Source organism: Streptomyces sp. CNQ329, assembly GCF_000482585.1.
The window spans coordinates 33,495-51,023 of sequence record NZ_KI519460.1 but is presented as its reverse complement, the minus strand read 5'-3'; the positions used below and the strand labels follow the sequence as shown (position 1 = coordinate 51,023).

Below are 17,529 nucleotides of genomic sequence, written 5' to 3'. Positions count from 1 at the left end.
CGGCGCCGGAAGGCGCACCCCGTGCTGACCGACAACCTCGCCGTTCTGAGCCTCCTTGCCCTGGCCCCGATCCTGCTCGTGGGGGTACTGCTCGTCGGGCTGCGCTGGCCCGCCACCTATGCCATGCCCGCCGGCTACGCCCTCGTCGTCGTGATCGCCATGGTGGCCTGGGAGGTCGGGGCCACCGAGGTGGTCGCCTCCTCGTTGCAGGGGCTGATCATCGCCCTCACCCTGCTGTACATCGTCTTCGGTGCCCTGTTGCTTCTGGCGACGCTCGACGCCAGCGGGGCCCTGCGGACGATCCGTTCCGCGTTCACCCGGATCAGCCCCGACCGCCGGGTGCAGGCGATCATCGTGGGCTGGCTGTTCGGCAGTTTCATCGAGGGAGCTTCCGGGTTCGGCACCCCCGCGGCGGTGGTGGCCCCGTTGCTGCTTGCCCTGGGTTTCCCCGCAATGGCTGCCGTGATGGTCGGGCTCATCATCCAGAGCACGCCGGTGAGCTTCGGGGCCGTGGGCACGCCCATGCTCGTCGGTGTCAACGACGGGCTGAGCGGTTCCCCGGCCGTTGAGGCCCACCTGGAGCGTGAGGGTACCGTCCTGGCCGATTACGTGCCGGAGGTCGCCGTCCAGGTCGCGCTCCTGCACGCGATCATCGGTACTCTTGTGCCGCTGTTCGTCGTCTGCCTGATGACCCGCTACTTCGGCACCCGCCGCAGCTTCGGGGAGGGCCTGGCGATCGCGCCTTTCGCGCTGTTCGCGGCGCTCGCCATGACCGTTCCCTATGTGGCGGTCGCGGCGCTGTTCGGTCCGGAGTTCCCCTCGCTCCTCGGCGGGCTCGTCGGTCTGTTCATCGTCATGGTCGCGACCCGGCGCGGCTTCCTTCAACCCGCGCGGCCCTGGGACTTCCCCCCGCGGGAGCGCTGGCTGCCCGAGTGGACGGGCACCGTGCAGCCCGACATGCGCGAGGCCACCGCAACGGACATGCCCCTGGCCAGGGCATGGCTGCCCTACCTGGTGGTGGCCTCGCTGCTCGTGCTCACCCGGCTTCCCCAGTTGCCGCTCAAGGACTGGCTGTCGGGGATGTCGATCGAGTGGAACGGCATTCTCGGCACGGGGGTCTCCCAGGCGGTGGAGCCGCTCTTCCTACCGGGGTTCATGTTCCTGGCGACCATCGGGTTCACCTATGTGGTGTTCCGCATGAAGCGCCGGGAGATCGCTGAGTCGTGGCGCGTGGCGGGTCGCCAGATCGTCGCCGCGGGAGTGGCGCTCCTGTTCGCCGTCCCTCTCGTCCGGGTGTTCATCAACTCCGGCCCCGACTTCAACACCACGGGGCTGGACAGCATGCCCCTGACCCTCGCCACCGGAGCGGCGGACCTGGCCGACTCGGCGTGGCCGATGTTCGCGCCCTGGGTCGGCGCGCTCGGCGCATTCGTGGCGGGCAGCAACACGGTCAGCAACCTGATGTTCTCGCTCTTCCAGTTCTCGACGGCGGAGCAGATCGACGTCAGTCCGACGGTTGTTGTGGCCACGCAAGCGGTCGGCGGCGCGGCGGGGAACATGGTCACGGTCCACAACGTCGTCGCCGCGTGTGCCACCGTGGGGCTCATCGGCAAAGAGGGCCACCTCATCCGCAAGACGGTCCTTCCGATGATCTACTACTGCGTCGCCGCGGGCATGCTCTCCTATGTCTTCATCCACGGCCTGGGCCTCAACGCGGGGACTCTCGGCCTCGCCCTGCTGCTCGCCCTTCTCACCGCGCTGGCCGTCTACGCCCGGCGACACGCGACTGCCGACGGACCCGCGGACCTCTGATGCCGATCAGTGGGTGACGCACGCTCAGGAGGCGTTCGCGGAGCCTGAACCGGGAGATCTCACGACGAGCCGGCGTCGTCCAGGTCTTTCCTACCCCACCGCCCCTGGACCGACTCACCGCCTCCGTCCTGGCCGATACCACCGGATCCCGCCTGTTGACCGGGACTCGCGGGCGGGGGCAGACTGACCTTCTGATATTGAAATAAACTTCACTGGACGAACATGATGTGAGTGCGGGGAAGTGAGGGGACATGGCCGAGGTCCGGACGCTGCGGGATGCGGTCGGCGAGTTGATCCACGACGGCGACACCGTCGCGATGGAGGGCTTCACCCACCTCATCCCCTTCGCCGCCGCCCACGAGGTCATCCGGCAGGGCATCACCGACCTCACCCTCGTGCGCATGACCCCGGACGTGATCTATGACCAGCTCATCGGCGCCGGGCTGGTCCGCAAGCTCATGTTTTCCTGGGGAGGCAACCCCGGGGTCGGCTCGCTGCACCGGTTCCGGGACGCGGTCGAGAACGGCTGGCCGCGGCCGCTCGAGCTGGACGAGCACAGCCACGCCGGGATGGCGAACCGCTACGTCGCAGGAGCGTCCGGGCTGCCGTTCGCGGTACTGCGCGGCTACGCGGGGACGGGGCTGCCGGACCGCACCGGGACCGTCTCGACCGTGCGGTGCCCCTTCACCGGCGAGGAGCTGGCGGCCGTCGCCGCCGTCAACCCGGACGTGACCGTGATCCACGCCCAGCAGGCGGATCGAGCCGGCAACGTCCAGATGTGGGGGCTCATCGGGGTGCAGAAGGAGGCGGCGCTGGCCGCACGGTGCGTGCTGGTCACCGTCGAGGAGATCGTCGACAGGCTCGACCCCAGACCCGGTGCCGTGGTGCTGCCGGGCTGGACGGTGACCGCCGTCGCCGAGGTGCCGGACGGCGCCCACCCCTCGTACGCCGCGGGTTACTCGCAGCGCGACAACGACAGCTACCAGGACTGGGACCTCATCGCGCGCGACCGCGACGCCTTCACCGCCTGGCTGGACACGCACGTACGGGAGAGGGCCGTCCGATGAGCGGCTGGACGAGCGACGAGCTGATGACCGTCAACGCCGCGCGCGCCCTCGCGGACGCCAGGACCTGCTTCGTCGGCATCGGCCTGCCGAGCGCCGCGGCGAACCTCGCCCGGCGGACCGCGCGTCCGGACCTGGTGCTCGTCTACGAGTCCGGCACGATCGGATCGAGGCCGACCCGGCTGCCGCTGTCCATCGGCGACGGCGAGCTCGCCGACACCGCCGACGTCGTGGTGCCGGTGCCGGAGATGTTCAACTACTGGCTCCAGGCCGGACGGATCGACGTCGGCTTCCTCGGTGCCGCCCAGCTCGACCGGTACGCGAACATCAACACCACCGTCGTCGACCGCGGCCCGGACCGGCCGCAGCGCCGGCTGCCCGGCGCGGGCGGGGCGCCGGAGATCGCCGCGAGCTGCGGCGAGGTCCTCATCGTGCTGCGGCATTCGCCCCGCAGCTTCGTCGAGCGGCTGGACTTCGTCACCTCCGTGGGCCACGGCTCGGGGCCCGGGGACCGCCGCCGGCTCGGGCTGCGCGGCAAAGGCCCCACCGCCGTCATCACCGACCTGGGCGTGCTGCGCCCCGACCCGGCCACCGCCGAGCTGGTTCTGACCGAGCTGCACCCCGGCGTGACCGCGGAGCAAGTGCGGGCGGCCACCGGGTGGGAGCTGAAAACCGCCGACACCGTCGGCACCACGGTGCCGCCCACGGCGCAGGAGCTGAGCGCGCTGCGGGCCCTCAAGACCGCGGGGAGGACAGCGGCATGAAGACCGACGGCCTCAACGACGTCTCCGTCGCCGACGCCGTCCGCACCCCGGCCGTCACGTACGGCGGCGCCCTGTCCGGCATCCGCCGGGACGACCTCGCCGCCCGCCCGGGCGTCTGCGACGGAACCGGTGCGGGCCGGGCGGGACCTCGGCGACCCAGGGCCTCGCCCCCGTCCTGGAAGGCAGGAGACCGCACATGACGGAACCGTTGACCCAGGCCGACATCGGCGCCGAGATCGCGCAGGCGCACGACGCCTACGCCAAGGCCGTGGCCGACGGCGCCCCCGTCCGGCACCACCCCGACCGCGGCTACGCTCCGTACCGCAGCACCGCCTTGCGGCACCCCCGGCACCCGCTCGTCGGCCTGGACGATCCGGAGGCCGTCGAGCTGTCCGGGCCGGTGTTCGGCGTCACCGACGTCACCGAGCTGGACAGCGACCTGACCCGGCAGCACCAGGGCTCGCCGCTCGGCGAGCGCATCACCGTCACCGGCCGCGTCCTCGACCGGGCGGGCCGTCCCGTACGCCACCAGCTCGTGGAGCTCTGGCAGGCCAACGCCTCCGGCCGCTACGCGCACCAGCGCGACCAGCACCCTGCCCCACTGGACCCGAACTTCACCGGCGTCGGCCGCTGTCTGACCAACGACCGCGGCGAGTACGCGTTCACCACCGTCAGACCCGGCGCCTATCCGTGGCGCAACCACACCAACGCCTGGCGGCCCGCCCACATCCACTTCTCACTGTTCGGAACCGCCTTCACCCAGCGCCTGGTCACCCAGATGTACTTCCCGGGAGATCCGCTCTTCCCGCACGACCCGATCCTGCAGTCCGTCACCGACGCCGCGGCCCGCGAGCGCCTGGTCGCCGCGTACGACCACGAGCTGTCCACGCCGGAGTGGTCCCTCGGCTACCGCTGGGACATCGTCCTGGACGGCCCCGCCGCCACCTGGATCGAGGAAGGCCGCTGATGTCCCTCCCCCCGACCCCGTCGCAGACCGTCGGCCCCTTCCACGGCTACGCCCTCCCCTTCGCGGGCGGCGGCGACCTCGCCCCCGCGGGACACCCCGACGCCATCGCCGTCCACGGCTGCGTTCGCGACGGCGCCGGGGCCCCCGTGCCCGACGCCCTGGTGGAGATCTGGCAGCCCGCACCCGACGGCTCACGGCGCGGGGCGCCGGGGTCGCTGCGCCGGGACCAGGTCACCGGTGCCGTCCTCGGCCGCGACGGCGTGCGCTTCACCGGTTTCGGGCGCATACCGACGGACGCCGACGGGCACTACGCCGCCCGCACGCTGCCGCCGGGCGGAGTCCCGTACCTCTCGGTCGCCGTCTTCGCCCGTGGCCTGCTGCACCACCTCTACACCCGGATGTACCTCGACGACGCGGCCGACCGACTGCTGTCCTCGCTCCCGCCGGACCGACGCGCGACGCTGATCGCGGCCCGGGAGCCGCACCGCACGTACCGCTTCGACATCCACCTGCAGGGCGAAGGGGAGACGGTGTTCCTTGACTTCTTCTGACAACGCGGCGAGACCACCCGGCACCGGCGCGAGCCGCGCCGGCCACGCGGGTGCCACGGTCCAGCGGCGCCCGGCCAGGTCCCCCTGCGACCTGGACCACCCTCGGTAGCGCCGACCCGCGCCCCCCGTCCGGAGGTTCCCCCATGACTCCGCCGCCACCCCGGCTGCTGCACCACCGCGTCGACGGTCATGCCGCCGCTCCCCCGCTTGTCCTCGGGCCCTCCCTGGGCACCTCGCTCGCCGTCTGGGAACCGCAGCTCCCCGCGCTCGCACGCGGCCACCGCGTCGTACGGTGGGACCTGCCGGGCCACGGCATCCGGCCCGACGGCCCGCTGCCCGGGACCGGGCGGGAGGCGGCGGCCCGGGCCGGGACGGGCCCAGCCGCCGGCGCCGGACCGGGCGCAGGCGCCGCGCAGGGCGCGGGCGGCGTCGGTGAGCTCGCCGGTCTGGTGCTCGAACTCGCCGACCACCTGGGCATCGACCGCTTCCGGTACGCCGGGATCTCCCTCGGCGGCGCCGTCGGCGTGTGGCTCGCCGTGCACCACCCCACCCGGGTCGACAGCCTCGCCCTGCTCTGCTCCTCCGCCCGCTTCGGCGACCCCGGCCCGTGGCTCGAACGTGCCGAGCTCGTCCGGGAGAAGGGCACGGAGCCGGTGGCCGGGGCCGCACCCGGCCGGTGGTTCACACCCGCGTTCGCCGGGAAGCCGCCGGCCCGCGCCCTCGTCGGCGACCTGCGCCGCGCGGACCCGTACGCGTACGCCGCCCTCTGCGAGGCGCTGGCCGGCTACGACCTCCGCGCGGACCTGCCGCGGATCACCGCGCCCACCCTCGTGGTCGCCGGCCGCGACGACCCGGCCACCCCGCCCGTGCACGCCCGCGAGCTGGCCGACGGCATCCCGGGCGCGGGCCTGACCGAGGTGGCGCACGCCGCCCACCTCGCGAACGTCGAACGGCCGGGCCCCGTACTGGCCGCGCTGCTCGCCCACTTCACCGGGCAGGGAACGCCCGCAGAGAGCGACACGGAGCGGCGTGCGGCTGGCGCGACCGTCCGGCGCTCCGTCCTCGGCGACGCCCACGTCGACCGGGCCGCCGCCCGCACGAACGGCTTCACCGCCGACTTCCAGGACTTCATCACCCGCTACGCGTGGGGCGAGATCTGGACACGTCCGGGCCTGAGCCGCGCGACCCGCAGTTGCATCACGCTCACCGCGCTGGTGGCCGGCGGCCACCTCGATGAGCTGGCCATGCATGTGCGGGCCGCGCTGCGCAACGGCCTCACACCCGACGAGATCCGGGAAGTCCTGCTCCAGTCGGCGGTCTACTGCGGAGTGCCCGCCGCCAACGCCGCGTTCGCCGTCGCCGACCGCACGCTGGCGCAGCCCGGACAACCCGGCACTTCCGGAGAGACCGAGGAGCCCGATGAGCCCGAAAGGGGGGTCACCTGATGCACACCACCGTCGGCATCGTCGGCGGCGGCCCGGCCGGTCTGCTCCTGGCCCGGCTGCTGCGCAGGGCCGGCGTCGACTGCGTGGTCCTGGAGAGCCGCGACCGCGCGTACGCCGAGCAGCGCCAGCGTGCGGGCATCCTGGAGCAGAGCACCGTGGACGCGCTGCGGTCCTGCGGGGCCGGCGAGCGGCTGGACCGCGAGGGGCTCGTCCACGACGGCATCGAGCTGCGCTTCGACCGCCGCTCGCACCGGATCGACTTCCCGTCGCTGACCGGCGGGCGCCGGGTGTGGGTGTATGCGCAGACCGAGGTGGTCAAGGACCTCATCGCCCTGCAGCTCAAGGACGGGGCGCCGCTGTTCTTCGAGGCCGAGGTGCGGGCGGTCGAGGGCGCGGACACCGACCGGCCGGCGATCCGCTACCTGCACCGCGGCCGGGAGCAGGTCCTGACGTGTGACTACGTGGTCGGCTGCGACGGCTTCCACGGGGTGGCCAGGTCGGCGTTCCCCGACGGGGTGCAGCGTGTGTACGAGCGAACGTACCCGTACTCCTGGCTCGGCATACTGGCGGACGTCGCCCCGTCCTGCGATGAGCTGATCTACGCGCACTCGCCGCGCGGCTTCGCGCTGCACAGCATGCGCTCCCCCGCGGTGAGCCGCCTCTACCTGCAGGTGCCGAACGGCGCGGAGCAAGCCGACTGGCCGGACGAGCGGATCTGGGACGAGCTCGACGCGCGGTTCGCCGTCGACGGCGACTGGCGGCTCGCCCGCGGCCCGGTCACCGCGAAGTCGGTGCTTCCGATGCGCAGCCACGTCCTGGAGCCCATGCGGCACGGCCGGGTGTTCCTCGCGGGCGACGCGGCCCATATCGTGCCGCCGACCGGGGCCAAGGGCCTGAACCTGGCGGCAGCCGACGTCATCGTGCTGGCGCGGGCCTTCGCCCGCCTGCACGAGAGCGGCTCCGCCGACCTGCTCGACGCCTACTCGGACACGTGTCTGCGCCGGGTGTGGCGTGCCGAGCACTTCTCGTATTTCATGACCACGACCCTGCACGCCGACCCGGAGCAGAGCCCTTTCGACACCCGGCTGCAGCTCTCCCAGCTGGACCGCATCGCGACGTCCCCGCATGCGGCCGCCGAACTCGCCGAGAACTACGCGGGGTTGCCGCTGGGATGAGTGCTCCGCGCCGGGTGTCAGCCCAACTCGACGATCTCGCAGGTGCGGTCCGCGATCTCCCGGGCGGGCCCCTCGTAGCGGCTGCGCAGCCGGTGCACGACGTCCTGGGCACGGGCGGCGGGCCAGTCCGCCGGCAGGTGCTGCACCGGCAGCCGCGGATCCACCCGCACCAGGCGCAGCCACTCGGTGAGCAGGCGCAGGTAGCGGGCCAGGTCGTCGGGCGCGTCGGGGAACGGGTCCGGCATGTCCCAGCGCAGCAGGAAGTCGCTGTAGCCGGCGACGAGCCCGTCCAGGTCGAAGGCCTGCCGCACCATCTGCCCGACGTCGGTGGGCGGCTGGGCGGCGCCGGAGAAGACCTTGACCCGGCCCGCCAGCTCCGGGCTGCCGACGATGGGTGTGACGTCCACACCGGACGGGGCGATCCACATGCCGTTCCCGAGGGTGCCGAAGCCGGCCCAGACCAGCCGGGCGCGCAGGTCGTGCCGCTGCCGCTGCCAGGACTCGGGGAGCGAGAAGGCCAGGACGGTCCAGGTGCCGTCCCAGTCGGCGTTGACCGCGCCGCGCTGCCACACCCGCGTCTCCCCGTCGCGCAGGATCTCCGCCGAGCGCTCGGTGAGGCCGAAGTACATCCGGCGGCCCCGGCGGTGCCGGGCGAGCAGGTCGCGGCCGACCATGCGCGTGAGCGTCGAGCGGAGGGCATGCTCGCCCACGCCGAGGCGGGCGAAGACGTCGATGAAGCTGCCCGAGAAGACGGCGATATCGCGTCCGAGCACGTAGCTGCCGAGGAACGTCAGCATCACCGACTGCGGGCGCAGACCCGCGGACGTGCCTGCGCGACTGGTCAGAGGTCCCTCGTCCACACCAGGGTTCACCGATTCTGCTCCCATGCGGTCAGCGTAATGACAGCGTGCGGCGGGACGGCCCGGCGGGCCGCGAACCGCGGCTGCTGATATTGGGCACAATATTGACGGCAGTCAAGTTTGCGCCTATCTTCGCACTGCATTCCCGGCACAGCCGCCGGCGACCTCGTGGGTCCTGCCTGACCGCTCCACTCACCCCGCCGGCCCGGGACACCCGTCAGCGGCCCCGGGCGCGGCAACCTCCGGAGGTTCACATGCGCAGACTCCTGCCCCTGCTCGCCGCGGTCACCCTGCTCGCCACCGCCTGCGGCGACGACGCCGGCTCGGACGGCGAAGGGCCGATCCACATCGGCTTCATCGAATCGCTCACCGGCAACTACGCCCCGCTGGGCACCGAGGCGGCGAAGACGGTGGAGCTGGCGTTCGACCAGATCAACAAGGAGGGCGGGATCGGCGGGCGCAAGATCGAGCTGACCACCCTCGACGACAAGACCGCCCCCGACCAGGCCGTCGTGCACTTCAACAAGCTCAAGGAGGACGGGGTCGACGCCATCATCGGCTCGACCTTCTCCAACTGCGCACTGGCGGTCGAGCCGCTGGCCGAGCGGGAGCAGATCCCGTACATCTCCCTCGCACCCGCCGACGAGCAGGTCGACCCGGTCCAGCCGCACACCTTCGTCGTCCCGGCGACCTCCTCGAAGTACGCCGAGTCGATGCTGCGGTACTTCGAGGCGGAGGGGATCACCAAGATCGCCGTGGCGTACGACACCAAGTCGGCCTACTCGGTGGCCGGGTACGAGGGGATGGACAAGTTCGCGTCCGAGTACGGCGTCGAGCTGGTGCAGACCGAACGGTACGAGACCAACGCCTCCGACTTCAGCTCGGTGTTCACCCACGTCCGCACCTCGGACGCAGAGGCGCTGGCCGTGTGGGCGAGCGGCGCCCCCGGGGTGACGATCACCAAGCAGTACGCCTCCGCCGGGCTCGACATTCCGCTGGTGATGACCGCGTCCCAGGCCAGCAAGCTGTGGCTGGAGCCGGTCGGCGACGCGGCCGAGGACGTGTACGTGCAGAGCGCCGTCGGGGTGGTGGGCGACGAGCTCCCGGACGGCAGGCTCAAGGACGTCATCGACAGGATGGCCGACCCGTTCGAGAAGAAGTACGGCTACGAGCCGCCGCAGTTCGCCATGGACGGGTACGCGGGGGCGCAGCTGATCGCCGCCGCGTTCGAGAAGGCGGGCGGCACGGACAAGGCGGAGGTCCGGGACGCGCTGGAGTCGATGGACCTGGTCACGCCGACGGGCCGGTACACGTACAGCGCCGAGGACCACTCCGGTCTGGATGTCGTCAACATCTCGATGAACCAGGTGCAGGACGGCAAGCTGGTCCCCACCGAGTGGGGCCGCAAGCAACTGGCCGAGGCCGCGGAAGCCGCGGGATGACGGCCGCGGCGATGCTGCGCGTCGAGGGTCTCGGCCGCGCGTTCGGCGGAGTGTACGCCGTGCAGGACGTGAACCTGTCCGTGGCCGAGGGCGAGACCCGCGCGGTGATCGGCCCCAACGGGGCGGGCAAGTCGACCCTGTTCAACCTGGTCAGCGGCCATCTGACGGCGGACCACGGGACCGTGCACTACGGCGCCGGCGGCAGCCTGCGCCGTATCGACCGGCTGTCCGCGCACGCCCGGGCCCGTCAGGGCATCGCGATCGTCTTCCAGGGCGCGCGGCTGTTCCACGGGATGACCGCACTGGAGAACGTCATGGTGGGCGCGCATGCCCGGACCCGGCACGGCTTCGTCTCCGCCGCGCTGCGGCTGCCCCGGCACCACCGCGAGGAGGCGGCCATCAGGGCCGACGCCGAGGCGGCGCTCGACCGGGTGGGCCTGGCGGACTGGGCGGACCGCTCGGCGGACGTGCTGCCGCTGGGGCAGCAGCGCGCCCTGCAGGTGGCCCGGGCCCTGTGCGCGCGACCGCGGCTGCTCCTGCTCGACGAACCGGCCTCGGGTCTGCGCGCCGCCGAGCGCGAGGCGCTGGCCCGGCTGATCGAGAGCCTGCGCGCAGAAAGACTGACGATGATGCTCATCGAACACGACGTGGCGTTCGTGGCCCGGCTGGCGGACCGGGTCACCGTGCTCGACCTCGGCCGGGAGATCGCGGAGGGCACCCCCGGGGAGATCCGCGACGACGACGCGGTCCTCGCGGCCTACCTGGGACAGGAGACCGCCGCATGACGGCCTTCGCACGGGACGTCCTCCCGGACGGCGCCCCTGGCTCCCGCGCCGCCGGAGGGGTGGTGGTCGCAGTCGACGACGTCGTCCTCCGCTACGGCACCGCGACCGCCGTGGACCGGGTCAGCCTGTCCGTCGCCGCCGGCGAGGCGGTCGCCCTGGTCGGGCCGAACGGAGCCGGCAAGTCCTCCCTGGTCAACGCAATCATGGGCCTGATCCGGCCGGCGGCCGGAAGCGTCACGGTCCGCGGGCGGGCGGCGCTGGTGCCGGAGGGCCGCCAGATGTTCCCCGACCTCGACGTCGAGGACAACCTGCGGCTCGGCGCGTGGCCGCTGCGCTCCCGGGGCGCCAAGGCGCGCGACACCTCCCGGGTGTACGAGGTGCTGCCGGACCTGGCGGGCATCCGCCGCCGCAAGGCGGGCACGCTGTCGGGCGGCGAGCAGCAGATGGTCGCCTTCGGCCGGGCGCTGATGGCCGACCCCGAGGTGCTCGTGGTCGACGAGCTCTCCCTCGGCCTCGCGCCGAAGATCACCCGTGCGCTCGCGGACCACCTGCGGGACCTCAACGCCACAAGCGGCCTCGCCGTCCTGCTGATCGAGCAGAACGCCCGGCTGGCCCTGGACCTGTGCACCCGCGCTTACGTCCTGGAGACGGGCCGGATCCGCATCGAGGGCACGTCCGCGGAGCTGGCGGACAGCGCCGAGGTCTCCGCCGCCTACCTCGGCGGCCCGGCGGAGCAGCCGGGGGCGGAAGGAGACCAGGCGTGAGCGAGTTCGTGCAGTACCTCATCTCCGGGCTCGCCGTGGGCTGCGGCTTCGCGCTGCTCGGCAGCGGCCTGGTGACGATCCACCGGGTGACGCGGGTGGTGAACTTCGCTCAGGGCATGTTCGCCGTGATAGCCGGTCTGACCGCCGGATCGCTGCTGTCGGCGGGCCTGCCGCACGGGGTGGCCGAGGCCGTCGCCGTGCTCGCGGCGGGCGGGGCGGGCCTGCTCGTCGGCATCGCCGCCATCGGACGGCGCGGCACCAGCCCGCAGTCGGCACTGATCGTCACCCTCGGCATCGGGTTCCTGGCCTATGCCGTCGAGATCATGATCTGGGGTGAGGACCCGCGTTCGTTCCCCGGGCTCGGCGGAGCGGTGGAGATCGGCGGCGCGTATCTGCAGAAGCAGTACTTCCTGGTGATCGGGGCCGCGGCGGTCGGATTCGCCGCGCTGGGGCTGTTCTTCACCCGCACCCACCTCGGCAAGGCCCTCGGCGCCTGCGCCTCCAACCCGTACGCGGCACGCGCCGTGGGCATCGACGTCACCCGCATGGGACTCGTCGCCTTCGCCCTCGGCGGTGCGCTCGGCGGCGTGGCCGGCGTGCTGATCACGCCGCTGCAGTCCCTCTCGTACGACAGCGACGTCCTGCTGATCACCAACGGGTTCGCTGCCGCGATCCTCGGCGGCCTGATCCGGCTGGGCCCGGCCCTGGCCGGCGGACTGGCCCTCGGGGTCGCAGAGTCGATGGTCGCCGGCTACTACCAGGCCTCCTACCAGAGCGTCGTGGCCCTGGCCCTGATGCTCGCGGTCATGATCTGGCGGGCCTCGCAGCACACCGCTCTGCACGAGGAGGCAGCCCGATGAAGGAGGCGGAGGGGGCGAAGGTGACGCAGCCGGTGCAGGCGGCGAAGGCGACGCAAGCGGCGGGGGTGCGGACGAAGCCCTCGTGGATCGACGCGCCCGGCCTCGCCCGCCGACTGCGGCGGCCCCGTACCCTGGTCGTCCTCGCCGTGTGCGTGACGGCCCTGCTGCTGCCGCAGGTGCTGGCGGGCTCCGACGTCCCGGTCTACGTCACGCTGCTGCTGTCGGCCATCGTGGTCACCGGCCTGTCGATGCTCATGGGCTACGCGGGGCAGGTCTCCCTCGGGCACGCGGCCTTCTATCTCATCGGCGCCTACACGGCCGCCCTGATCGCCACGCACGACCAGCCCACCTGGCTCGGGCTGGCCGCCGCGCCCTTCGCGTCGGCCGTCGTGGCCGCGGTGATCGGTGTCCCGCTGCTGCGCCTGCGCGGCCACCAACTGGCGTTCGCCACGCTGGCGATACAGCTCATCCTGCTCAACGTGGTGGGCCAGCAGGAGTGGACGGGCGGCGACATCGGCCTGCAGGGCGTGCCCCGTCTCACCCTCGCCGGCTACGAGTTCGCGACCGCGGCCTCGTACGCCTATCTGGCACTCGCCGCGCTGGCGGTGGTCGTGGTCATCACCCGCAACGTGGTCGCCTCCCGCCCGGGCCGCGGGCTGCGGGCGCTGGCGACCAGCGAGGTGGCCGCGGAGTCCGCCGGGGTGCCGGTGGCGACCTACAAGCTGGCGGTGTTCAGCCTCTCGGCCGGCTTCGCGGGTCTCGCGGGCGGGATCTACGCCTTCTACACCGGATATGTGGCTCCCGGCTCCTTCCCCGTGCTGCTGTCCTTCGAGTTCGTGGTGATGGCCGTGATCGGTGGCCTGGGCACCATCTGGGGGGCGCTCGCCGGCGCGACCGCGATCACGCTGCTCCTGCAGGAGCTCAACGAGCTCGGCACCGCCGAGGGCATGCCCAGCTCCGCGCCCGCCGTGCTGTCCTACGCCGTGTACGGGCTGCTGCTCGTCCTGGTCGTGCTCTTCCTGCCCCGCGGCCTGGTGCCGAGCGCGACTGCCTGGTGGAAGCGGCGCCGCGCACGCCGGCACACCGGCAAAGACGCCGAGGCCGAGGCCGAGGCCGAGAGCGGGGGCAGGGGCGGGGGCGACGGGGACGGCGGGACCTGAGCGGCCCCGCGGGCGGGTGGTTCGAGGCGGGTTTGTGCGTACGCGGGCCGTGTTCATTACGGTGTCCCCGAGATCCAGCAGGGGAGAGTCCATGCCGCCGACCCGCACCGTGCCGACGCCCGGCACCGGGGTGCCACCCGAGGCCGTCACCCCGCTGATGCGTGGGATCGCCGTCGTGCGCAGGCTCACCGACGCCGGCGGGGCCCTCAGCCTCAGCGACCTCGAACGCGCCACGGGACTGGCCCGCTCCACCGTCGACCGGGTGACGGGCACGCTGGCCCGGATGGGCTACCTCCGGCTGGACGGCCGCGACGCCTCTCTGGCGCCGGGCCTGATGGCCCTGGGCAACGCCTACCTGGCCGCCCTCCGGCTCCCCGAGCTGCTCGGCCGGCACGCCGAGGCGCTGGCCGACGAGCTCGACGAGTCGGTCTCCCTCGCGGTCTCCGACGGCGACGGCATCCGCTTTATCCAGCAGGCGACCCGGCGCCGCACCATGTCCCTGAGCTTCCGCATCGGCGACCTGCTGCCCGCGGAACGCACCGCGCCGGGCGCATTGTTCGCCGCCGGCTGGAGCAGTGCGCAGTGGAAGCGGTGGGCCGCGCACCGGGCCGCCGACCCCGAGGGGCTCGGCTTTCCCGATCTGCCGCCGCGCGACCGGCCGGAGAACGAGCCCCGCGGCCGTGCCGTCGCGGGCTTCGAGGAGCGCGTGGCGCAGGCCCGGGAGCGGGGCTGGTCGGTGGACGACCAACTGATCGAACCCGGGCTGATCGCCCTCGCCGCGCCCGTGCACGACCCGGAGGGCCGGGTGGCCTGCGCGGTCAGCGTGGTGAGTCACACCAGCCGGCACAGCGCCGCGTCCCTGCCCGACGCGCTGCTGCCCCGGCTGCGTACGGCCGTGGAGGCGATGGAGCAGGTCCTGCGCCGGGACTCGCCCGCCCCGGCACCCCTGGGGCCCGCCGGGCTCGCCGTCTGGACCGGTGCCTCCAAGCAGCAACTGGGCCGGGGGTTCGTCGAGTCGCTGGCCCGCGGGCTGACCGTGCTGACGGCGTTCGGCGAGGGGCGCGGGACGCTGACGCTCACCGCCGTCGCCGAGGCCACCGGTCTTGCCCGGGCCACCGCCCGGCGGGCGCTGATCACCCTGGAGCACCTCGGGTACGTCATCTCTGACGCGGGGACCTTCCGGCTCACCCCGCAGGTGCTCGCCCTCGGTTTCCCCCCGCTCTCCCGGACGACGCTCTCCCAGATCGCCGCGCCGCATCTCGCCGCACTCGCGCAGCGGGTGCACGACTCCACGTCGCTGGCCGTACTCGCCGGTGACGACGTCCAGTACACGGCGCGCGTGGCCACGGGCCGCATCATGAGCGTCAACATCACCATCGGCACCCGCTTCCCCGCCTACGCGACCTCCATGGGCCGGGTGCTGCTGGCCGGCCTCCCGCCCGCGGAGCGCGCCGCGCGGCTGGCCCGCACGGAGCTGCGGCCGCTGACTCCGCGCACTCTCACCGGGCGCCCGGAGCTCGCGGCGCTCCTGGACCGCGTCCACCGCGAGGGGTACGCCCTCGTCGACGAGGAGCTGGAGGAGGGCCTGCGCTCGATCGCGGTCCCGGTCCGCGACCGGGGCGGAGTGGTCGTGGCGGCGCTGAACGTCGCGATGCACAGCAGCCGCCGCAGCGTCGGTGAGTGCGTCACCGGTCTCCTGCCGAAGCTGCGCGCCACGGCCGCCGGGATCGAGGCGGACCTGCACGTCGCCGGACGTTTCACCCGCATTCCCGCCGTCTGAGCCGGGCCACCCGGGCCCCTTGACATTCCCCCGGTCCGGGAGCACTCTGACCGCCCACTCATTCGTGAATATCAGTTCACCTGACGAACACACCCGAGAGTGGACTCCGGCATGCGCCCCCTCGGCAAAGGACCCCGCGTCATGGCCATCACCCGCGAACTGCTCATCGACGGCAAGGACTCTCCCGCCGCCTCGGGCCGTACCGCCGAGGACCTCAACCCCTACACCGGCGAGGTGTACGCCACCGTGGCCGCCGCAGGACCCGAGGACGTCGCCCGGGCCGTGGCCGCGGCGGACGCGGCCTTCCCCGGGTGGGCCGCGGTCAGCCCCTTCGCCCGCCGGACACTCTTCCTCAGGGCCGCCGACCTGCTCGACGCCAGGGGCGACCAGATAGCCGAGGTCATGGCACACGAGGCCGGGGGCACCCGCCCGTGGGCGTACTTCAATGTGGCCCTCGCCGCCAGCATGCTGCGCGAGGCCGCCGCCGCGGTCACCGCACCGCGCGGCGAGGTGCTCAGCGCCCAGGAAGAGGGCGCGCTGGGCATGGCGGTACGTGAACCGATGGGCGTGGTCGCCGCCTTCGCGCCCTGGAACGCCCCCGTCATCCTCGGCGTGCGCGCCGTGGCCGCGCCGCTCGCGGCCGGCAACACCGTCGTGGTGAAGCCGAGCGAGAACGCGCCCCTCGCCTGCGGGCTGCTCGTCGCCGACGTCCTGCGCGAGGCCGGGCTGCCCGACGGGGTGCTGAACGTCGTCACCAACGCGCCCGCGGACGCGGCCGGGATCGCCGCGGCACTGATCTCCGACCCCCGGGTCCGCGCCGTCAACTTCACCGGGTCCACCGGTGTGGGCCGCATCATCGGCACCCACGCCGCCACCAGCCTCAAGCCCGCGCTGCTGGAGCTGGGCGGCAAGAACTCGATCATCGTGCTCGACGACGCCGACGTGGGTCACGCGGTCGACGCCGCCTCCTTCGGCGTCTTCATGAACTCCGGCCAGATCTGTATGTCCGGGGACCGCGTCCTGGTCCACGAGAGCCTCGCCGACGAGTTCACCGAGAGGTTCACCGCCAAGGTCGCCACACTGCGGGCGGGCGACCCCCTGCTCCCGGACACGGTGGTCGGCCCTCTGATCAGCGAGGGCTCCGCCCGGCGGGTGGCCGGGCTGGTCCAGGACGCGGTGGCCAAGGGGGCCACGGTGCTCGCGGGCGGCGGGGAGCCGGTGGGCGCGGTGTACCCGCCGACGGTGCTCACCGGCGTCACCGAGGACGCCGCGTTGTATCACGCGGAGTCGTTCGGCCCGGTCTGCGCCGTCGGCACCTTCGCCGACGACGACGCGGCCGTGGCCCTGGCCAACGACACCGAGAACGGCCTGAGCTGCGGTGTCATCACCGAGAACGCCACCCACGGGCTGGCCGTGGCGCGCCGTGTCCGCACCGGCATCGTGCACGTGGGCGACCAGTCCGTCGCCGACGAACCGCAGGCGCCGTTCGGCGGGATCGGCGCCTCGGGCTACGGGCGCTTCGGCGGTCGGTGGGGCATCGAGTCCTTCTCCCACACCCGCTGGGTCACGGTCGCCACCCAGCACCCGCGCTACCCGTTCTGAGCCGGCGTCCGCGCGGCACCCCGGCGGGGCCGGCCGCTCAGGCGTAGAAGCGCAAGATGCTCTGCAGCACACACGCGGGCTTCGCCGCGCCCTCGATCTCCACGGTGCCGTCGACCGTGATCTGCACTCCGCCGCCGGGCACGTCCTCGGCGCCGGCGAGCCGGGCCGCGAGGCGGATGCGCGCGCCGACCGGGACCGGGGCGGGGAAGCGGACCTTGTTCAGGCCGTAGTTGACCTTCGTGGTGACGCCGTCCACCTCCAGCAGTCCGGTGAACAACGGGATGAACAGGGACAGCGTCAGATGGCCGTGGGCGACGGGCCGGCCGAACGGGCCGGCCGCGGCCCGCTCGGGGTCGGTGTGGATCCACTGGTGGTCGTCGGTGGCGTCGGCGAAGGTGTCGATGCGGTCCTGGGTGACCTCGATCCACGAGCTGACGCCCAGGTCGCTGCCGGCCAGCTTCTTCAGCTCGTCCAGGCCGTTGACGGTGATGCTCATCG

Annotated in this window: 17 protein-coding genes; 15 read left to right on the top strand and 2 right to left on the bottom strand. The window is 73.0% G+C overall.

Features of this window, described 5'->3' with window-relative positions; all coding sequences use genetic code 11:
* Positions 1–21: 21 nt before the first annotated feature.
* The 8 genes from I003_RS0129740 (at position 22) to I003_RS0129705 (ending at position 7,778) form a co-directional block, all read left to right on the top strand.
* Positions 22–1,812 (top strand): L-lactate permease, encoded by a 1,791-nt coding sequence (locus tag I003_RS0129740; RefSeq protein WP_027774758.1) that lies wholly within the window; start codon positions 22–24, stop codon positions 1,810–1,812.
* 251 nt (positions 1,813–2,063) lie between these two features.
* Complete coding sequence (locus I003_RS0129735; RefSeq protein ID WP_027774757.1) at positions 2,064–2,879, top strand: CoA-transferase; 816 nt, start codon at positions 2,064–2,066, stop codon at positions 2,877–2,879.
* Positions 2,876–3,640, top strand: a complete 765-nt coding sequence (locus I003_RS0129730; protein WP_027774756.1) for a CoA-transferase subunit beta — start codon at positions 2,876–2,878, stop codon at positions 3,638–3,640. Before I003_RS0129735 ends, I003_RS0129730 begins: the two co-directional genes overlap by 4 nt.
* Positions 3,637–3,840 (top strand): hypothetical protein, encoded by a 204-nt coding sequence (locus I003_RS0129725; protein WP_027774755.1) that lies wholly within the window; start codon positions 3,637–3,639, stop codon positions 3,838–3,840. Before I003_RS0129730 ends, I003_RS0129725 begins: the two co-directional genes overlap by 4 nt.
* Positions 3,837–4,607, top strand: coding sequence for a protocatechuate 3,4-dioxygenase subunit beta (gene pcaH, locus I003_RS0129720; RefSeq protein ID WP_027774754.1), 771 nt, complete (start codon positions 3,837–3,839; stop codon positions 4,605–4,607). The genes I003_RS0129725 and pcaH overlap by 4 nt, the downstream gene beginning before the upstream one ends.
* Positions 4,607–5,158, top strand: coding sequence for a protocatechuate 3,4-dioxygenase subunit alpha (gene pcaG, locus I003_RS0129715; RefSeq protein WP_027774753.1), 552 nt, complete (start codon positions 4,607–4,609; stop codon positions 5,156–5,158). Before pcaH ends, pcaG begins: the two co-directional genes overlap by 1 nt.
* A 143-nt stretch (positions 5,159–5,301) precedes the next feature.
* Positions 5,302–6,603, top strand: coding sequence for a bifunctional 3-oxoadipate enol-lactonase/4-carboxymuconolactone decarboxylase PcaDC (gene pcaDC, locus I003_RS0129710; protein ID WP_027774752.1), 1,302 nt, complete (start codon positions 5,302–5,304; stop codon positions 6,601–6,603).
* Positions 6,603–7,778, top strand: a complete 1,176-nt coding sequence (locus tag I003_RS0129705; RefSeq protein ID WP_027774751.1) for a 4-hydroxybenzoate 3-monooxygenase — start codon at positions 6,603–6,605, stop codon at positions 7,776–7,778. Before pcaDC ends, I003_RS0129705 begins: the two co-directional genes overlap by 1 nt.
* A 17-nt stretch (positions 7,779–7,795) precedes the next feature.
* Here the strand turns inward: I003_RS0129705 and I003_RS0129700 are convergent, their stop codons facing one another.
* Positions 7,796–8,665: a PaaX family transcriptional regulator C-terminal domain-containing protein gene (locus tag I003_RS0129700; protein ID WP_199784369.1), complete on the bottom strand. Its 870-nt coding sequence runs from the start codon at positions 8,663–8,665 to the stop codon at positions 7,796–7,798.
* Positions 8,666–8,892: 227 nt separating this feature from the next.
* Between I003_RS0129700 and I003_RS0129695 the strand changes: the two genes are divergently transcribed.
* The 7 genes from I003_RS0129695 to I003_RS0129665 all read left to right on the top strand — a co-directional run bounded on the left by I003_RS0129695 (position 8,893) and on the right by I003_RS0129665 (position 17,031).
* Positions 8,893–10,080, top strand: a complete 1,188-nt coding sequence (locus I003_RS0129695; protein WP_027774749.1) for an ABC transporter substrate-binding protein — start codon at positions 8,893–8,895, stop codon at positions 10,078–10,080.
* Positions 10,077–10,865 (top strand): ABC transporter ATP-binding protein, encoded by a 789-nt coding sequence (locus I003_RS0129690; protein ID WP_027774748.1) that lies wholly within the window; start codon positions 10,077–10,079, stop codon positions 10,863–10,865. The genes I003_RS0129695 and I003_RS0129690 overlap by 4 nt, the downstream gene beginning before the upstream one ends.
* The gene (locus I003_RS0129685; RefSeq protein ID WP_078564577.1) at positions 10,862–11,629 is read left to right on the top strand and encodes an ABC transporter ATP-binding protein; all 768 of its coding nucleotides are present in this window, start codon (positions 10,862–10,864) and stop codon (positions 11,627–11,629) included. Before I003_RS0129690 ends, I003_RS0129685 begins: the two co-directional genes overlap by 4 nt.
* Positions 11,626–12,489, top strand: a complete 864-nt coding sequence (locus tag I003_RS0129680; RefSeq protein WP_027774746.1) for a branched-chain amino acid ABC transporter permease — start codon at positions 11,626–11,628, stop codon at positions 12,487–12,489. The genes I003_RS0129685 and I003_RS0129680 overlap by 4 nt, the downstream gene beginning before the upstream one ends.
* Positions 12,486–13,649 carry a branched-chain amino acid ABC transporter permease gene (locus I003_RS33930; protein ID WP_078564576.1) on the top strand — a complete coding sequence of 388 codons (1,164 nt, stop codon included), beginning with the start codon at positions 12,486–12,488 and terminating at the stop codon, positions 13,647–13,649. Before I003_RS0129680 ends, I003_RS33930 begins: the two co-directional genes overlap by 4 nt.
* A 91-nt stretch (positions 13,650–13,740) precedes the next feature.
* Positions 13,741–15,429 (top strand): IclR family transcriptional regulator domain-containing protein, encoded by a 1,689-nt coding sequence (locus I003_RS0129670; RefSeq protein ID WP_027774745.1) that lies wholly within the window; start codon positions 13,741–13,743, stop codon positions 15,427–15,429.
* A 141-nt stretch (positions 15,430–15,570) separates the two neighbouring features.
* Positions 15,571–17,031 carry an aldehyde dehydrogenase family protein gene (locus I003_RS0129665; RefSeq protein WP_027774744.1) on the top strand — a complete coding sequence of 487 codons (1,461 nt, stop codon included), beginning with the start codon at positions 15,571–15,573 and terminating at the stop codon, positions 17,029–17,031.
* Positions 17,032–17,068: 37 nt separating this feature from the next.
* Here the strand turns inward: I003_RS0129665 and I003_RS0129660 are convergent, their stop codons facing one another.
* On the bottom strand, positions 17,069–17,527 hold the full coding sequence (locus I003_RS0129660) for a MaoC family dehydratase (protein ID WP_027774743.1): 459 nt from the start codon (positions 17,525–17,527) through the stop codon (positions 17,069–17,071).
* Positions 17,528–17,529 lie beyond the last annotated feature (2 nt).